Genomic DNA, 17097 nt, shown 5'->3' on the forward strand with positions numbered 1-17097 from the left:
GATTCGGCGCCGCGCCCCCTCAACCCGAACCCTCGTGAGGCCGACATGACCGCTCCCCTCGTGCGGGCGACCTTCTTCGCGCGGCTGCGCGCGTCGGGGTTGCTCGGCGCCACCCTCGCGCAGACCGAGGTCGACGGGCTGACCGGCCTCCTCGACGTCTGGGAGCGGCAGGGCTGGCCCGGCGATCTCCGCCACGTCGCCTACACCCTGGCCACCGCCTGGCACGAATGCCGGCTGAACCTGTCGATCCGCGAGGACGGTCTCGGGCGCGGGCATCCCTACGGTGTGCCGGTGGACGGCCGGGTCTATTACGGCCGCGGCGCCAGCCAGCTCACCTGGCTCGACAATTACCGGCGGTTCGGCCGGCGGCTCGGCCTCGACCTCGTCGGCGATCCGGACCTGGCGCTCGTGCCGGAGACGAGCGCGGCGATCCTGATCGTCGGCGCGCGCGACGGCCTGTTCCGCCCCGGCCATGCCCTCGCGCGCTACTTCGACGGCGGCACCGACGATCCGGAGGGTGCGCGGGCCATCGTCAACGGCGACGGCGCGCGGAACGGCGCGCGGATCGCGGGCCATCACGCCGTCTTCCTCGCCTGCCTCCGGGCGGCGTGCGCCGCCGCGCCGCCGCCGGCCGCCCCGCCGCCGCCATCGACCGCCTGGTGGCCGCGCCTGCGCGAAGCCGTCCGCCGCAACATGCAGAAGGGGGCCTGACCATGGGGTTCCTCGCCCTCCTGCCGGCGCTGCTCGGCGCGCTCGGTCCGATCCTCCAGAAGGTGCTGCCCGACGAAGGCCAGCGGCTCCAGGTCCAGCTGGAGTTGCAGAAGGCCCTGATCGAGCAGCAGGACGATCTCGGCCGGGCCATGGCCGAGGTGATGAAGGCCGATGCGGGATCCGAGAGCCCGCTCGCCCGCAACGCCCGGCCGATCACCGTGCTGTGGGCGCTGGCGATGATCACCTGGGTGGGCGTGGTGGCGCCGATGCTCGGCCTGCAGGTCGAGGTGGTGGCGGCGCTCAAGGGCGTGCCGGCGGAGCTGTGGTCTCTGCTCACCGTCGGGATCGGCGCCTACATGCTGGCCCGCTCGGTGGACAAGATCGTGCCGCAGGTGCTCGGGCCGAAGGGCTGAGCCTCGCGGCCGCGGGCGCACCCCGATGACGGACGAGACACCGCCCCGGGCCCGGACGGCGCGACCGGGCCGCGGCGAGCGAAGGACCGGACCCATGGCCGACCATCTGCCCGAATGGATCGGGCGCCTGATCGAGCGCGTCGAGGCCACCGGCCGCCAGATGGATGCGCTCGGGGGCAAGCTCGACCGCATGGACGAGAAGCTGGAGGGCGTGGCCTACCGGCGCGACATCGAGCACTTCGTGGCGCGCGACGAGATCGAGCGGCGGATCGACAAGGCGGTGGACGGCGCAAAGGCGGAGGCCGCCAAGGGGCTGGCCGAGGTCGCCGGGCAAGTGCGGGATCTGCGCAAGATCGGCTGGGGGCTGGCCTCGGCGGCGCTGCTGGCCTTCGGGGGGATCGTGCTGGCGAAGATCGGGCTGGCGGGGCGGTGAGCCGGATCGGTGACCGGAACCGCGCCGCCATCACCGCGTCGAGCCGGCCTCCACATTCGCCAAGCGTAGACCCTCTCAAACCGCTCGGCTCCGATCGCGGCGGTTTTCTCGTACTGGTGGCCCGCCGCTTGCCTGAGCTCAGCTTCCTCCCAGGATCCACTCAGCCCCGCCGGCACCGCCGCGCGGGGCTTTTTCGAGCCCCCCTGGCTTCGTCAGTATCGAACTATCTCTCGAGCGAGCGCGTTTCTCAGCCTTCAGTGCAAAGGAAGGTTCTCATGCGCCATCGCGTTCTCGCAGCCGCCGCTGCTTTCAGCCTCCTCGCAGGCGGGGCCTCTGCGCAGGCTCCCGCGGCGACTCCCGTGGCGCCCTCCGCTCCTGGCACTTCAGGCGTGGTTGCGCCGCAGAACAGCACGACCGGTAGCACGGGCGCCGTGACGACTTCGCCGACCGGGCAGCCGGCCGACACGATGTCGAACAGCTCGTCCTCCGCCGGGAATGCCAATCAGCCAGAGCGCGCCGTTCCTCAGGGCGGCGGCGGTGGCGGCAGCAGCAGGTAGCCGCTCATCGCCATCATCTGCGTGCGTTTTCTTCAGCCCCGCCGGCATTGCCGCGCGGGGCGTTCTCACAGTCTGCTCTGCTCTTCGAATGCGCCCTAATTGCAGGTCAACTTCCGGCCCTCGGCCATCCCGACCTTGCGGTAGTGTTCCAGACCCGACTTGATCGCTCGGCCAATGACCGCTCGGCGCACGTCCGGATTGCAGCGCAGATACTCTTCCTCGTTGAACGCGTAGTCGCCACGCCCGCCCCGGGAGCCTCGGTCGTAATCCCGATCGTAATCGCGGCGGTCACGGTCGCCGTAGCCGCGATCTCCGTAGCCGCGATCTCCGTAGCCTCGGTCACGGGGCCCGTAGTCGCCGCGATCGTAGCCGTAATCGCGTCCGCCGTATGGCTGCGCGAGGGCCGGAGCGGCTCCGCTGAGTAGCGCCAGGCCAAGGACGGTCGCTGAGATCGCCTTCATGTCGTGCTCTCCGTTGTTGCGGGGCGTGAACGCTTTCAACGGTGGGTGGTTCGATTTGCCTGAGCGGATGCCGCTCCCTCGCTCTCCGACTCACTGCCGTCAGCGGGGCTTTCCTTTCCCTGCGTCCGGCCTGGCCTCGGTGCGAGGTTTGACTGAACTTCCCCCCTTTCGGTGCCCGACCTGAGAAGCCCGCCCGGCGCGCCGGCGCGGGCTTTTTCGTGCGCGGAATCCCGGCGCGGGATTGGCCGGCAGCCGGCACGAGCACGGCTCGGTAACCGGTACTCGCCATCTTACCGCCGAGCCGCGTTGCGTATCGGCTCGGCTCACACGCTGGTGAGATCGGACGCTCCCCCGCCCCGTGAGCAGATCGGGGCGGGGCCGAGCGGGTCTCGCACCCGCAAACGCAGACGTTCACGTTGCCCCGGGCACCCTGGTTTCGGCCGGGGCGCCGCTCGCCGATTTGGGCGCGGGAACCGTGCCGCCGCGTGCGCGTAGACCAATCCCCAAGCGTAGACTCTCTCGAACCGCCCGGCTCCGGCCGCGGCGGTTTTTTCGTGTCCGGCGTCTGCCAGCCGGCCATATCCCTCGAATGCGCCGACCCCGCCGGCCCGCCGCACGGGGCTTTTTCTCGTGCTCAGACGATCACGGCCTCAGCCGTCATATCGGCGCGCGCCGTCTCGGGCAGCTCCTCGAAGCCGTGATAACCGGCGGCCTGGGCGGCGACTTCCAATGCCCGATCCGCTGTGTCGGCCTGTCCCGTCCAGAGGACCGCGCGCGTGCTGTTCTGCCTCACCTGGAAGATCGTCATGCTTACCTCCCGTGCCGTCGATCGTGCGTCGACTGGCAAAGGCAGGATCACCCGGACCTGTTCCGCCCGCAATAGGGTGTCGCCCTGTCCCTTCGGACATCTGCCCGCCGGGTTCGCCGGCGCGGGCTCTTTCGTGCTCGGAATCCCTGCGCGGGACCATCCTCCGGCCGACACCGAACGGCTCGGTAACCGCCGCCGGGCATCCAGCATCACGAGCCGCGTTGCGTATCGGCTCGGCTGGGCCGCGCCGCAGCTCTTCGGCGTCCATCCGGAGCACGGCTTCCTGCGCGTGACGTAGGCCGGCGCCCTGATGGTCAACGCTAGCCGGACCGTCGGCGTCGAGCCCAACCGGATCGTGTTCGACCGGTTCTCCGGCTACCGGACCAAGCCGGGTCAGACCTGGGGCCCGCCGGTCCGGGAGTTCGCCGCCAAGCGGCGCGGCTGACGCTCAGCCCTGCAGGCTCTCGGCGAAGTCGTCCGGCACCTCGCCCCACTGGCCGAGGATCGTGACGCCCTCCAGCTCGCCGGTCTCGTCGTCGGCCACCACCTTCAGCGCCGCCGCGCCAGGCATCCGCTTGGCCAGGGTCTCGGCCTTCTTCAGCGCGCCGCTCTCCGTCTGCGCCGGCTCCTGGCGGGCCGGGCGCAGGCGCTTGCGGTGGATCTCGAACGGCTGCACCACGAAGCTGGTCGTCATCGCCATGGTGCGGCTCCCGTCCTTACGCCGACTTGCTGCCGACCCGTACCGCAGTGAACGCGCGGAACAGCACGGGCCGGCCTGCGGCATCGCGCACGTCCACCGACCACACGGTCCAGTCCTGACAGCCGACCCCCTCCATCAGGCCCAGCGCCACCCGGTCCGCGTGCTGCCGGATCTCGCGGATGCTCGACAGCCACCGCCCCTGCAGGTCGAACACGGCATCACCGCCTCCCAGGCAGTGGAAGCGATAAAGCCTCCGCGGCATTGGCGTTTTCCCGACCTCTCCACACGGGCCCACTGCGATCTCCGCGGGATCCGACACGGCCATTGAACCACGCCCCACCATCGGGCTTTGTTCCCGATGTGTTCTAGTCGAGGTTGTGATCCGGATGCATGCCCAACGGCACGAACCGTCTGTGGAGATCCGTCTGTCCGAGGCCGAGGTGATCGCCCTGGCCTATCACCGGGCCGCCTCCGGCGATGCCTGGGCCGCCCTCGTTCGGGCGGTGGAGGATGCGCTCACCGACCTGCAAGACGCCGAAGCGCGCGTGCTCGCACAGGGCCGGCTGATCTCCCGCGGATACGCGCGATGCCGCGCCGGGACGGCCTGAGCCCCGTGCCGATCCACCCGATCGACGCGTTGCTGCTCGGGAGTCCCGACGCCGTCCGCGTGCCCCTGATCGGGCAGGCGCTGTGCGCCGGCTTCCCGTCGCCCGCCGACGATTTCCTGGAGGGCGCGCTGGAGCTGCCGCGCTGGCTCGTGCCGAACCCGCCCGCCACCTTCCTGTGGCGGATCAGTGGCTCGTCCATGGAGGGCGCCGGCATCTATGACCGCGACCTCGCCTGCGTCGACCGCAGCCTCACGGCCGGCCATGGCAGCATCGTCGTGGCGGCGGTCGACGGCCAGATGAGCTGCAAGCGCCTCGTGATCGACGGCAACACCGCCCGGCTCGCCTTCTGCAACCCGGACCTGCCGGCCTTCGCGGTCGAGGAACTCGGCGAGGGCGTGATCTGGGGCGTGGTGCGCTTCTCGATCCGCTGGCACGTCGCCCGCGGGCAGGTCTCGTGAGCACGCCGGAGGCGCGCCGGCGCGACCGGATCGGCGGCGGCCGCGCCGTGGCGCTGATCGACGGCAACAGCTTCTACTGCTCGTGCGAGCGGGTGTTCGACCCGAAGCTCGCCGCCGTGCCGGTGATCGTGCTCTCGAACAACGACGGCTGCGCCATCGCCCGGACCAGCGAGGCCAAGGCGCTCGGCATCAAGATGGGCGATCCGTTCTTCAAGATCCGCGACCTGTGCCGCGCCCAGGGCGTACGGGTGTTCTCGTCGAACTACACGCTCTACGGCGACATGTCGGGCCGGACCAACGCGGTCTACCGGCAGTTCAGCCCGCAGGTGGAGATCTACTCCATCGACGAGAGCTTCCTGAACCTCACCGACGTGGCGCCGGGCCTGCGGGTCGAGCTGGCGCGGGACCTGCGCACCACGGTGCGGGCCTGGACCGGGATCCCGACCTGCGTCGGCATCGGCCCGACCAAGACGCTGGCCAAGCTCGCCAACCACATCGCCAAGACCGTGCCGGATCTCGGCGGCGTCTGCGACCTGACCGACCCGACGGCCTACGCGCATTGGCTGTGCCGGATCGACGTCGGCGAGGTCTGGGGCATCGGCCGGGCCTCGCTCGCCAAGCTCCAGGCGATGGGCGTCGAGAGCGTCGCGGACCTGCGCGACCTCGACCCGCGGCCGGTGCGCAAGGGCCTGACCGTGGTGGGCGAGCGGATCATCTACGAATTGCGTGGTGCGGCCTGCCTGCCACTGGAGATGGTGCCGGCGCGGCGGAAGGGCTGCGCGGTGACGCGCTCGTTCTCCAGCCGAATCACCGAGCGGGCGGTGCTGGAGGAGGCGGTGGCGGCGCACGCGACGCGGCTCGGCGAGAAGCTGCGGCGCGAGGGTCTCGGCACCAACCATGTGACGATCTTCTACCACACGAGCGAGCACGACCGCGACGAGCCGATGCGCTCGGTCTCGACCACAATGCGCTTGCCGGAGCACAGCTCGGACACGCTGGCGCTGATCAAGGCCGCGCGGCACGGGGTGGCGAAGACCTGGCGCGAGCCGGGCGAACGGCCGTGGCGGTACAGCAAGGCCGGGCTCGTGACGAACGACCTCGTGCCGCTGTCCCACAGCCCGCGGGCGCTGATCGGCGGGCTGGACCGGGAGCGGTCGGGCCCGCTCATGGCGGCGATGGACGCGTGCAACGCGCGCTGGGGCCGCGGCGCCGTGGTGCCGGCGCGCGCGGGGCTGGTGAGCCGGCGCGACTGGAACACGAAGTTCGAGATGCGCACGCCGCGCTACACGACGCAGGTCGGCGAGTTGCCGGTCGCCTACGTCTGAACCGCTCCTTGAGCACGCGGCCGAGTGCTTTGGGTGGATTTCTGCCGGTCCGCTTCTCAGCGGCAAACGCATAAAAGCGGACGCACACAGAAAAATCTTAATTCAATAACTTTTTCAGAAAGTAGCGGCTCACGCCCTGGGGGTAGTTCGGCAAGTTTCCAAAGATCTCGTAGCCAATGGCTTTGTAGAATTCGGGCGCTTGGAAACCGTGCGTATCTAGCCAAACGCCTACACAGTCGCGCTTAATAGCGGCCTCCTCCGCCGTACGGACTAAACGGCGTCCAAAGCCTTGGCCTCTTAAACTGTCTGGCACAACAAGGAGTTCGATGGTCAGCCAACCGTAAGAGAATTTACCCCAAAGTCCTCCAATAGAAATTCCGATATCGTCTTTGAGCAGTACCGCGAGCCGCTCAAAACTAGATGGTCCAGCAGTAGCGTCATTGAAGGCAATAAGGTTTTTGTAGATCGCGAGCCGGTCCTCTTCGTTTGGCTCGTGCGTTACATAGAGCGTGGTCCCCATCGCTGGCTCCTCCGAGGCATCCATCGTTATCAAGAGAACCAAGGCTTCCTTGTCCAGCCAGAGTTGGCGGCCTGCCAGCAGGGGACTGCTTCCGGGAAGTGCCGATGGCGATCGGGGCGACGGGGTTGGGTCGGGAGCCGAACAGTAGCTCGGGGTGGCTTCGCAACGGTCTGCATCCGAGCAGAAAGATGTTGAGGCGGACACCGCACCTCGCTCGCTAAGGTCCTCTGCCATCCGCTGAGGTCTCATACTGCGAACGGGGCTACTGCCCACGCCATGCCGGACTTCAAATCGTCCCGCGTTCCTGCGATCCATTTAGCTAATGGCAACAGCCGAAGGCCGTAGGGCTCGGCCATACCCTGCGCCTCCGAAACATACGGTGCATGATCGCCAGGGCGATGGACGACTTGGACAACGTGTGTGATGCCACGAGGGCGAGGGTGATTACTCGCCCATGCACCGCCGCCCTGCTGCAAGCCGATCGTCGCGAAGGGCGGCAGTTCCGCGACGGTTATATGGTCGCCTGTCACTATGACGCCGCAGCGCCGTTCCAAGTTTTCGATCAAGCGGTCCGACCAAGTGTGGACCGCCGCCATGTCCGCATCGCTGAAGAGCAGGCGTCCGGCCTCACGGTTCGCAGCAGCCATACCTGCGGACAGAAGTAGAGCGGTCCAGCCCGAGCAGTCGATGACGGGAGGATGATCGTTCAGCCCACTCGCCTTGGTCCCTCGCTTATAGCCCACCTGTCCGGTGTACCGCTCAACGAGCGCCCACATTGCTGCGCCTGTTGCGTCAATCCACGAGGCGTCGTTCATGCGTGAGAGACCTTCTCAGGGCTTCGAAGGTAGCCCAGCGAACGTCGCTCAACCACCCCAATCCACTGTCGTCAGATGGGTGAACAGCGTCCGCTTCCGGGAACAGCCGAACGGAGTTCAGGCGGCAGGGTCGGGTCGCATGCGGAAGGTCCGCTTCCGGATGGAGAATCCAGTTCCGATCGCGATCCCAGCCAACCGTTCGAATAACGCGCGCGTATGAGATGAAGCTCAACGCGGTAGCAAATGGCCACTATCGACCCAGCCTCCCCGTTGATGTCAGACCGCGCCTTGTCCCTGCCCGGTCAGCAATTGATATTCGGAATTGTTCTCCATCATTGCGTCGATGTCGAATTGTACAGCCTTTAATCGATGGCCGCCCTGAAGATGTTCTGCCAGTCTTACGGGAATGGGTCTGTCGTAAAGATTTTGTTAACCATCTTTGAGGAAAACATTCGTCGAATTGGGCGGCCTCGATGACGGGCAATCCGTGCACCGATGACCCCAACCCTCTCGCTGAGGGCTGCGCAGATGTGCGGATCCGTGCGAGCAAAGAGCCTTTTCTCGATGCCGTCTCTGTCAGGTCAGCCATCTGTTGTGATTTGCCACGGGACGGTCCGTAGCCGCGAACGATTTCTGGTTACGGCCACCGCCACCCTGGCATTGATCGTCAGCTTCTCTGCGCACGCCGCCGAGCAATCCCAACCCCAAGTGGTCATCGGCGCAGATGGCCGGGATGGCAAAGTCGTCATCATTGGCCGGAACACTTCTGCCACGCCCGGCCAGGCTGGCGGCGATCTGACCTTGATCGATGTCGATACCGCAGCCGCCGGGCTTGATCCCGCCGTGACGCTCCAAATTGGCTCGAAGGGCGGACGCGGTGGACGAGGCGACGATTTTGGCCTCGGTTCGGTTTTCGGCGCCAACGGAGGCGCCGGCGGTGCCGTCTCGGTAACGTTGTTGGAGGACGTCGCCGGACTGGGCGACCAAGTCAGCAGCGGCGCTCGGCCGGAGTTCAAGCCCATTCCCCGGTTCCTCGTTTTTTCCCGGGGCGGGGATGGCGGATTCGCCCTCACGAACTTCGGCGGCGGCGGAGATGCCGGCCCAGTTGCGCTCACCGTTTCGTCCATGGTCTCGACCGTGGGGCAAGCCTTCCTTGGCGTGCGAGTGAGCGCCACCGGGGGAAATGCCGGCTCAGGCGGGGTTGCCGCCGACCAGACTGCGTTCCGGAAGGGCGGGACCGGCGGGTCGGCCTCGCTCGTCGTGACGCCGTCCGGGCAGGTGAGCACCGACGGTGCCGGTGCTACTGCGGCGATCGTCGAGTCCATCGGCGGCGCGGGCGGCAACCGCGGAACAGGAACCGCCTACAGCAAGCCCGAGGTGACGCAGGGCGGCATCGGTGGCCCTGCGCGCCTCGACATGGCCGGCACGATCAGGACGGCTGGCGACTATGCCTTCGGCGCCCTCGTCCAGAGCATCGGCGGTCGAGGCGGAAGCCAGGGCGATGCAGGGGGACGGGATGGAGCCCGAGGCGGCGACGGCGGCACCGTCACGGTGATCCAGCGCGGCACCGTGGTCACGCAGGGCGATTATGCCCTGGGCATCGTTGCGCAGTCGGTCGGCGGCCCCGGCGGCAGGGGCGGCGACGGCATCTTCGGCGGCGGCAAGGGTGGGGATGCCGCCACGGGCGGATCGGTGACATTGACCAACAGCGGCACCGTGACGACTGGCGGTACCGGGGCGATCGGTCTGGTCGCGCAGAGCATCGGTGGCGGCAGCGCCGACACGGCCCTGCCCCTCTCGCCCCTGGCCGTGAGGTCCGAGGCAAATGGCGGCGGTGCCGGGGGCAGGACGCTGTGGTTCTCCACCGGCGGTACCGGCGGCACCGGGGGGAGAGGCGCCACCGCCGAGATCGTCGATGCCGGCGGCAGGATCGTGACCGCGGGTGACGCCGCATACGGCGCCCTCGTCCAGAGCATCGGCGGCAGCGGCGGCATCGGCGGCGACGCGTTCACGGCGAATGCCTTCTTCTCTGTCGGCCTGGGCGGCAGCGGCGGCGGCGGCGGCGATGGCGGCCTCGCCCGCTTCACGGGCGTCGGCGGGACGGTCGAGACCGGCGGTGACGGCGCGACGGCCGTGCTGGTTCAGAGCATCGGCGGCGGCGGCGGTGCCGGCGGCGAGGCCAGGACCAAGGCGGTGGGTGTAGGGCTTTCGGCGTCGTGGGCGATCGGCGGGAGCGGAGGCCGAGGCGGACAGGGCGGCTCCGCCGTCATCGAGAGCGGCAGCACGGTCACGACCGTCGGCCTCGGCGCGGACGGCCTCGCGGCGCTCAGCATCGGCGGCGGCGGCGGCGTGGGCGGCCTGGCCAACGCGCAGGCGATCACGGCACCCCTCGTGACCCCGACCGGCAAGACGCTGCCGAGCTTCGCGTTCTCCACCGCGATCGGCGGTTCGGGAGGGGATGGTGGCGCGGGCGGCGCAGCGCGTGTCGCCAACACCGGCCTCGTCACCACTTACGGCGATGGGGCGACCGGCCTCCTCGCCCTCAGCGTTGGCGGCGGCGGCGGAATCGGCGGCAACGCGACGGCCTACGCGCTGGCCGTCGCACCGCCGCAGCAGATGGCTGTGGCTGCCACCACGATCCTCGGCGGCATGGGCGGCGGCGGCGGCAACGGCGGCAGCGCTACCATCACCAATCGCGGGACCGTGCGGACCTCCGGCGACGGCGCGTCCGGCATCGAGGCCCTGAGCATCGGTGGCGGCGGCGGAACCGGCGGTGGCGCGACCGCGACGAGCAACACCTTGAGCCTGCGCCAGAACATCGCCATCACCCGGGGCATCGGCGGGAAGAACCGCGATCGGAGCGGTGGGGAGGGTGGAGGCGGTGGTACCGGCGGCGACGTGACCGTCACTCAGACGGGTCGCGTCATGACCGGAGGTGACGCCGCGATCGGCGTCCTCGCGCTGAGCGTCGGCGGCGGCGGTGGTAATGCCGGGCCGGCCTCGGCAGTCGCGACGTCCGGAGTCTCCTTCGACAAGACCCTCAACGAAGTTCTCGGCAAGCTCCCGATCGCCGACACCCTGTCGGTGAGCGATACCGTTGGCGGCTCAGGCGGCGTCGGCAACCGCGGCGGTACCGTCCAGGTCACGAACGAAGGCACGGTCTTGACCGGCGGTTCGAACGCGACCGGCATCCAGGCGCAGAGCATCGGCGGCGGCGGCGGCAACGGCGGCGAGGTGTCGGGTGCCGCCACGGGTACGTTCAAAATCACCCGACAGCTTGGCGGATCCGGCGGGACTGGTAGCACGGGCGGCCCAGTGGCTGTCGTCAACGCCGCGACCGGCACGGTCGCGACCTCGGGTGACGGCGCACACGGGATCCTTGCCCAGAGCATCGGCGGCGGCGGCGGTACGGGGGGCAGCCTCGCGGCCGGAACGGATGTCGCGCCCGACGCCGTCGGGGAGATCTGGCAACAGATCAAGCAGGCGATCGGCGTCGAAGCGTATCAGCAGTGGGCCGCCGACAAAAATAACAAGGACGACAAGAAATCGCTTGAACAGTTCCTCAAGGACATCAAGGCCAGCGACACCTACAAGGGGCTCGCTGACAAGCTGAAGAAATCGGATTTCGGCAAGGCGCTGAAATCCTACTCGACCGGCATCTCAAACTACCTGGACACACAGAAGAAGACCGGGACCAAGCTGCCCAATATCTCGGCAACTTTGGCTCTCGGCGGCGACGGGGCAAGCGGAGGCTCCGGTGGCGAGGTCAACGTCAAGAACGAGGGGACGATCACGACCCTTGGAGCCTCCGCTCACGGGATCATGGCGCAGAGCATCGGCGGCGGCGGCGGCCAGGGCGGCGTTTCGTTCGCACAGGCCACCAATGCGACCAACATCGCGGCGACCGTCGGCGGCTCGGGCGGCACGGGCAATACTGGCGGTCCCGTCGGGATCCTCAACCTCGGTACGGTCGCTACAGAGGGCAATGCAGCCTACGGCCTCTACGCGCAGAGCATCGGCGGCGGCGGCGGGACCGGTGTCGGCGCCAGCGTCGACAGCCAAGTCAACAAGGGTTTGACACTCAATCTGAACGTCGGCGGCCGCGGCGGTGTCGGCGCGCATGGCGGCGACGTCACGATCGAAAACCGCGGCACCGTCGCGACGGCCGGGATCGAGGCGCATGCCGTTGTCGCTCAGAGCATCGGCGGCGGCGGCGGCAGCTTCGCCGCACCGGCTGGCGACGACGCGGCTGACGATGGCACGACCAAGGACGGCTCCGGGAGCGACGCCAAGAGTGGCGCCAAGGATGACACGAAGAGCGATGCCAAGGCGCTGACGGATGCGCTGCTCGCAGCGCTCGACATCGTACAGATCGCACCGCCGGAGGATCCTGCCTCCGTCTCGGCCAAGTCCGGCAGCCTGACGCTCGGCGGTTCCGGAGCCATGGCGGGCAATGGCGGCACCGTGCGGATCGTTCAGGACGGCACAGTCGCCACGAGCGGCTTCGGCGCGGTCGGCATCCTGGCCCAGAGCATCGGCGGCGGCGGCGGGCTCGCCTCCGTGGCGGCGGGACCGGGCGGCCATAAATATACGTTCGGGCTGGGCGGCACGGGCGGTGCCGCTGGCGATGGCGGTTCGATCCAGGTCAGGATGGGGGCGAGCGCGCAGATCCTGACCACCGGCGACGCGGCACCGGCTCTGCTCTTGCAGTCGATCGGCGGTGGCGGCGGCTACGGCGGCGCCCATCAGGCCATGGGCTACGCGATCCCCTACGGACTGGCGGACGGCAGTAGCGGCTCCGGCGGTGCGGTCAGGGTCAACCTGGAGCAGGGCTCCGTCATCCACACCGCGGGCACGCAATCCCACGGCATCGTCGCTCAGAGCCTCGGCGGAGGTGGCGGGCTCCTCGTCGGCCTGTCCGGCGAGACGGCGATGCAGCCCGTGCGAAGCCGCGCCGTAACCGGGAGCGGCGGCGATATCTCCATCGAGTCGGCCGGGTCGATCATCGCGTCCGGCCTGGACGCCCACGCGATTCTGGCGCAATCCGGCGTCCAGCGGACCGATGGTAGCCTCGAGCCCGATCTGAGCCGCAGCGGCAAGATCGTCATCCGGGTCAGCGGCCTCGTCACTGGCGGCAGCGGCGCGGGCGCGGCGATGCGCGTCGAGGGTGGGCACGACAATAGGATCGCCATCGAGGAGGGCGCCGTGGTCAGCGCCGCCTCGGGCCGGGCGATCGTCGGCGCGTTCACCACCGGCACGATCACCAATCGCGGTACGCTGATCGGTGACGTCGACCTCACAGGCGGAGGGCAGACGGGTCGCGTCGTGTTCGACAACGGATTCGACGGCGCAGCTTCGGCGATCCTGCGCACCGGTCCCGACGGTGTCATCGCCCTGGGAGATGGCGGCCGCCTGCGCAACGGCGCCATCCTCGACATCGGCGGGGTCGGCAAAGTCGCCCGGGCGACGATAACCGGCAATTTCGAGCAGACCGAGTCCGGGCGCCTGTTGGTCGATATCGCACCGCTGGCGACAGATCCCGCCTTGCGGAACGATCTTCTGACCGTCACCGGCACCGCCTCCCTGAGGGGCGTGGTCGAGCCGCACGTGATCGATGGTCTCTCGCCCGGCCGCTACACTTTCCTCAGGGCCGGCCAAGTGGAGAACGTCGGCGCCAGCGCCACCGGAAGCAGCATCAGCTCGGGGGCCATCCCAATCTCCTGGACGATCGTCTCGACGGGGAACAGCATCGCGCTGGTGCCGCAGGCTCATTTCACGGCGCCGGTCGGCGTGACCCTGACCGAGGACCAGCGCAGCGTGGCGCAAGGCCTGCAGGATGCCTGGGATGGAAACACGACGAAGCTGGGCACGCTCTACGGACGCTTTCTCTCCGTCGACAGCTCGAAGGCCTATGCCGCCGCCCTGGACGAGTTGAAGCCAGAATCCAACCAGGACAACCTGACCGACCGGACGCTCGATACCCGCAAGGGTCTCCAGCGCGCCATGAGTTGCCCGGCGTTCACGGGAACCGGTACGCTTCTGCGTGAGGGTGAATGCGTCTGGGGGCGCATCACCAGCGCTCACACGACCCAATCCGCCACCGCGGACGACGTTGGCTACCGTCAGACCGCCCTCAGCTACCAAAGCGGACTTCAGACCGAGTTCGCCCCGGACTGGTTCTTCGGCCTCACTGGCGCCTACACACGGGCGATCCAGAGCGACCCCGACCGGATCACCGGGACAACGAGCGATGCCGCCGATGTCTCTGCGGCGCTCAAGCACCAGATTGGCCCCTGGCTGCTCGCGGCTTCGGCCAACCTTGGTTATTCCTGGGCCGACAACAAACGTCTGATCGATTTTGGTGGCGCTACCGCCACGGCGCGCAGCAAGTCCGGGATCCTCACCGCGGGCGGTCGGCTGCGGGCGAGCTACCAAGTCTTGTTCGGCGACTGGTATCTCAAGCCCTACGCGGATCTGGACCTGCTCTACAGCTACAGCCCTGCCTATTCCGAGACCGGGGCGCCGGGCTTCAACCTCGATATGCGGCCGGTGGCCAAGACGCTGGTGGCATTCAGCCCGATGATGGAGATCGGCGGCCGGATCGACCTCGACGGGGGGCGCTGGGTCCGCCCCTACGGCACCCTTGGCGTGACACTCCTGTCGGACGACCATTTCACCGGCAAGGCGAGCTTTAACGGGACCGGCGCGCTGGGCCTGTTCGCTACGGAATCATCGATCCCCGATCGCCTCGGCGAAGTGGGGCTGGGTTTTCAGGTCAGCCTCGGTGGCGGCATCGAGGTGACCGGCGAGTATCAAGGTCAAGTCGGAGACCACTTCCTCTCGCATGCGGGGACTGCTCGGATGCAGCTGCGCTTCTGAGAAAGGCTGCTGCCGACCTCACCAAAACCCATCGCGGTCGATTGAATGCCGTGGGGCATCTACTTTCGACACTTTCGTCCAAAAGCGGACCGTCTCCAAACGACCCATATCGACCGTCCCGACAGCCGTTGCTACGTCCCGAAAGCGGTCCTTCTCGGTGCTGGGCGACGCAAATTGGGAGCGGACAGCGATCGGACGCATCAGACGGGGATGCGGACGCGCACTGGACCACGATGATGACCTCGCGTGGAGGCAGATCCACCTGGAACTATCCGACCTTCGCGAACGTCGCGCGCACATCTGCGACCAAGGCCGAAGGGTTCTCCATCGCCGCGAAATGTCCGCCCCTTGGGGGCCGGTTGTAATGACGCAGGTCCACGAAACGCTTTTCCGCCCAGCGCCGTGACAGCCGCATCACCTCACCGGGGAACACACTGACGCCGGCTGGCAGCGGCATGGGTTCGCTCGGCATACCCGCTTGGCCTTGCGCGTTGTCCCAATAGAACCGCGCCGAGCTGGCTCCGGCGTTCGGCAGCCAGTAGAGCATGATGTCGTCGAGCATGTGGTCCAGCGGGATCACGCGCTCGGGCTCGCCGCCGCTGTCGGTCACGTCCTGAAACAGCGCGTAGATCCAGGCCGCCAGCCCCACCGGCGAGTCCGCCAGCGCAAATCCGACCGACTGCGGACGCGTGTTCTGCAGCTTCATGTAACCCGACTGCACCCGGTCGTATCGCGCCATGCCGGACAGCATCGCCTGCTCCTCCGGCGTCGCGTCCGCGATCTCGTCCTCGGTCGGCTGGAACATGACCATATTCAGGTGGATGCCGGTGAGGCCGGGCGCGCGCATGTGCGCCAGCACCGTCACCACGGCCGCACCCCAATCGCCGCCCTGGGCGAACCACCGGTCGCCATAGCCCAGCCTCTGCATCAGCTCGACATAGGCGCCAGCGACGCGGCCGACGTTCCAACCTGGCCCGGTCGGCTTGTCGGAGAATCCGAACCCCGGCATCGACGGGATCACGAGGTGGAACGCACACCGCGGATTTCCGCCATGCGCCGCAGGGTCGGTCAGCGGCCCGATCACGTCGCGGAACTCCAGGATCGAGCCTGGCCAGCCATGCGCCAGCAAGAGCGGTTGGGCATCGGGCTCGGGCGAGCGGACATGCAGGAAGTGGATGCCGAGGCCGTCGATAACGGTGCGGCTGCTGCCCCACCCGTTGATGAGGGCTTCTGCCACCCGCCAATCGTAGCCATCGTGCCAGCGGCCGACCAGACGGCGGATGGCGTGCACGGTCGGACCTTGGCTCCCGTCGGTGACGGTGCCGGCATCGGGCCAGCGGGTGCGGGCGAGGCGGTCGGACAGGTCGGTCAGGTCGGCGTCGGCGACCCGGATCGGGAAGGGAGTGATAGCGTCGGTCATGGCATGGCTTTCCCTTGGCGGGTCGATGCTCAGCGGATCGTGGGGGCGAGGACGGCTGCGGCGCTGGTCCAATCGGTCTTGCCGTAGCGGGTGTTGTCGAAGCCGTGCAGCTTGCCGCGCCCGGTCGACATGTCGCGCAGGTATTGCATCCCCTGCCACGCCGGGAACGGCGCGTCGGTCTCCGGGGTCAGCGCGCGCGCGACAGCTATGATCGCGCTCAGGCGACCGATGCCGCCGGCGCGCAGCAGCCGCCAGCGCCGGCCTTCCAGGCTGGTCAGCAGCTCGGCCAGCCCGCGCGGGCTGATCTGATCGCCCGAGATGCGCAGATGGCGGGGCGCGGCAGGGTCGAGCGCCGCGTCCGCGGTGTAGGCGGCGACGTCGTCCTTGGCGGTGAAGTCGAACACCTGGTCGGCATCGCCCCAGAAGAGGACGCGGCGAAAGCGGTGCAGCACGATAGGAGCCTGACCCTCAAGGAGGTCGGCGAACGGCCCGTTGAGTATCGAGGTCGCACGGATCCGTGCCGCATCGAGGCGGGCCGCGAATTGGCGTCGCAGGTCCATGTTGCGATTGTCGCCCGGCCGGGTTGTCAGATAGTCCAGGCAGAAGTCGGACGGGATGAAGCGCGGCACGCCGGCTGCCACCGCCGCGTCGAGCAGTTGCCCTTGCGTGTCGAGGATCACCGGCGCGGTACCGTTCAGCGCAGACACGACGCACGCGGCGCCGGAGACGGCGTGAGTCAGCGCAACACCGTTTCCGAAATCCACGGAGACTTGCTCGACGTTGCCGCGGGCCAGCTCATCGGCCGGCCGGCGCACCAGCGCCCGTACCGGCCTACCCTTGGCCGTCAGTGCCTTGACGATCCGGGTGCCGAGATCGCCGGTGGCTCCTGCCACGACCACCAAGTGCTGGGTCTGCGCGCCATCCACCACTCATTCCTCCATCCGCTCGCCGATCAGGTGAATAGGCGTTGCGCTCTCCTGCGATTAGCT

The 17097-nt window shown here is 68.4% G+C and carries 16 protein-coding genes; 8 read left to right on the forward strand and 8 right to left on the reverse strand.

Annotated features, from left to right (window positions below):
- Positions 1-45 precede the first annotated feature (45 nt).
- From PQI07_RS00895 to PQI07_RS00905, 3 genes are all read left to right on the forward strand, one after another.
- Entirely contained in the window at positions 46-711 is a 666-nt protein-coding gene (locus PQI07_RS00895; RefSeq protein WP_274925852.1) for a glycoside hydrolase family 19 protein, read from the forward strand.
- Positions 712-713: 2 nt separating this feature from the next.
- A complete protein-coding gene (locus tag PQI07_RS00900) occupies positions 714-1124 on the forward strand; it encodes a 3TM-type holin (RefSeq protein ID WP_179698085.1) in 411 nt (136 codons plus the stop codon).
- A gap of 94 nt (positions 1125-1218) precedes the next feature.
- Entirely contained in the window at positions 1219-1557 is a 339-nt protein-coding gene (locus tag PQI07_RS00905) for a hypothetical protein (RefSeq protein WP_043351545.1), read from the forward strand.
- Between the two features lie 652 nt (positions 1558-2209).
- On the opposite strand, the gene PQI07_RS00915 is transcribed toward PQI07_RS00905, so the two are convergent.
- Complete coding sequence (locus tag PQI07_RS00915) at positions 2210-2575, reverse strand: hypothetical protein (protein WP_274925853.1); 366 nt, start codon at positions 2573-2575, stop codon at positions 2210-2212.
- Between the two features lie 634 nt (positions 2576-3209).
- Positions 3210-3383 (reverse strand): hypothetical protein, encoded by a 174-nt coding sequence (locus tag PQI07_RS00920; RefSeq protein WP_164706411.1) that lies wholly within the window; start codon positions 3381-3383, stop codon positions 3210-3212.
- A gap of 310 nt (positions 3384-3693) precedes the next feature.
- Between PQI07_RS00920 and PQI07_RS00925 the strand changes: the two genes are divergently transcribed.
- Positions 3694-3828 (forward strand): hypothetical protein, encoded by a 135-nt coding sequence (locus PQI07_RS00925; RefSeq protein WP_274925854.1) that lies wholly within the window; start codon positions 3694-3696, stop codon positions 3826-3828.
- A gap of 3 nt (positions 3829-3831) precedes the next feature.
- Here the strand turns inward: PQI07_RS00925 and PQI07_RS00930 are convergent, their stop codons facing one another.
- Together PQI07_RS00930 and PQI07_RS37830 are read right to left on the reverse strand one after the other, a co-directional pair.
- Positions 3832-4083 carry a hypothetical protein gene (locus tag PQI07_RS00930; RefSeq protein WP_043350800.1) on the reverse strand — a complete coding sequence of 84 codons (252 nt, stop codon included), beginning with the start codon at positions 4081-4083 and terminating at the stop codon, positions 3832-3834.
- A 16-nt stretch (positions 4084-4099) separates the two neighbouring features.
- Positions 4100-4426: a DUF6894 family protein gene (locus PQI07_RS37830; protein ID WP_446720934.1), complete on the reverse strand. Its 327-nt coding sequence runs from the start codon at positions 4424-4426 to the stop codon at positions 4100-4102.
- A gap of 70 nt (positions 4427-4496) precedes the next feature.
- On the opposite strand from PQI07_RS37830, the gene PQI07_RS00940 reads away from it, so the two are divergent.
- Genes PQI07_RS00940 through PQI07_RS00950 form a run of 3 tightly spaced genes read left to right on the forward strand, consistent with a single transcriptional unit; the run spans position 4497 to position 6474 of the window.
- Entirely contained in the window at positions 4497-4691 is a 195-nt protein-coding gene (locus tag PQI07_RS00940; RefSeq protein ID WP_342462038.1) for a hypothetical protein, read from the forward strand.
- Complete coding sequence (locus tag PQI07_RS00945; protein ID WP_246410953.1) at positions 4670-5149, forward strand: LexA family protein; 480 nt, start codon at positions 4670-4672, stop codon at positions 5147-5149. The genes PQI07_RS00940 and PQI07_RS00945 overlap by 22 nt, the downstream gene beginning before the upstream one ends.
- Positions 5146-6474, forward strand: a complete 1329-nt coding sequence (locus PQI07_RS00950) for a Y-family DNA polymerase (protein ID WP_274925856.1) — start codon at positions 5146-5148, stop codon at positions 6472-6474. The genes PQI07_RS00945 and PQI07_RS00950 overlap by 4 nt, the downstream gene beginning before the upstream one ends.
- A 97-nt stretch (positions 6475-6571) precedes the next feature.
- Here the strand turns inward: PQI07_RS00950 and PQI07_RS00955 are convergent, their stop codons facing one another.
- Together PQI07_RS00955 and PQI07_RS00960 are read right to left on the reverse strand one after the other, a co-directional pair.
- Positions 6572-6994, reverse strand: coding sequence for a GNAT family N-acetyltransferase (locus tag PQI07_RS00955; protein ID WP_274925857.1), 423 nt, complete (start codon positions 6992-6994; stop codon positions 6572-6574).
- A gap of 245 nt (positions 6995-7239) precedes the next feature.
- Positions 7240-7809: a hypothetical protein gene (locus tag PQI07_RS00960; RefSeq protein ID WP_274925858.1), complete on the reverse strand. Its 570-nt coding sequence runs from the start codon at positions 7807-7809 to the stop codon at positions 7240-7242.
- Between the two features lie 495 nt (positions 7810-8304).
- Here PQI07_RS00960 and PQI07_RS00965 point away from each other — a divergent pair, with 495 nt between their 5' ends.
- Entirely contained in the window at positions 8305-14688 is a 6384-nt protein-coding gene (locus PQI07_RS00965) for an autotransporter outer membrane beta-barrel domain-containing protein (protein WP_274925859.1), read from the forward strand.
- A gap of 268 nt (positions 14689-14956) precedes the next feature.
- Here PQI07_RS00965 and PQI07_RS00970 read toward each other — a convergent pair whose 3' ends face one another.
- Both PQI07_RS00970 and PQI07_RS00975 read right to left on the reverse strand, forming a co-directional pair.
- On the reverse strand, positions 14957-16108 hold the full coding sequence (locus PQI07_RS00970) for an epoxide hydrolase family protein (RefSeq protein WP_274925860.1): 1152 nt from the start codon (positions 16106-16108) through the stop codon (positions 14957-14959).
- 29 nt (positions 16109-16137) lie between these two features.
- Positions 16138-17034, reverse strand: a complete 897-nt coding sequence (locus PQI07_RS00975; RefSeq protein ID WP_210187513.1) for an NmrA family NAD(P)-binding protein — start codon at positions 17032-17034, stop codon at positions 16138-16140.
- Positions 17035-17097: the final 63 nt, after the last annotated feature.

It is taken from the genome of Methylobacterium sp. 092160098-2 (genome assembly GCF_028920805.1).
Classification (GTDB): Bacteria; Pseudomonadota; Alphaproteobacteria; order Rhizobiales; family Beijerinckiaceae; genus Methylobacterium; species Methylobacterium fujisawaense.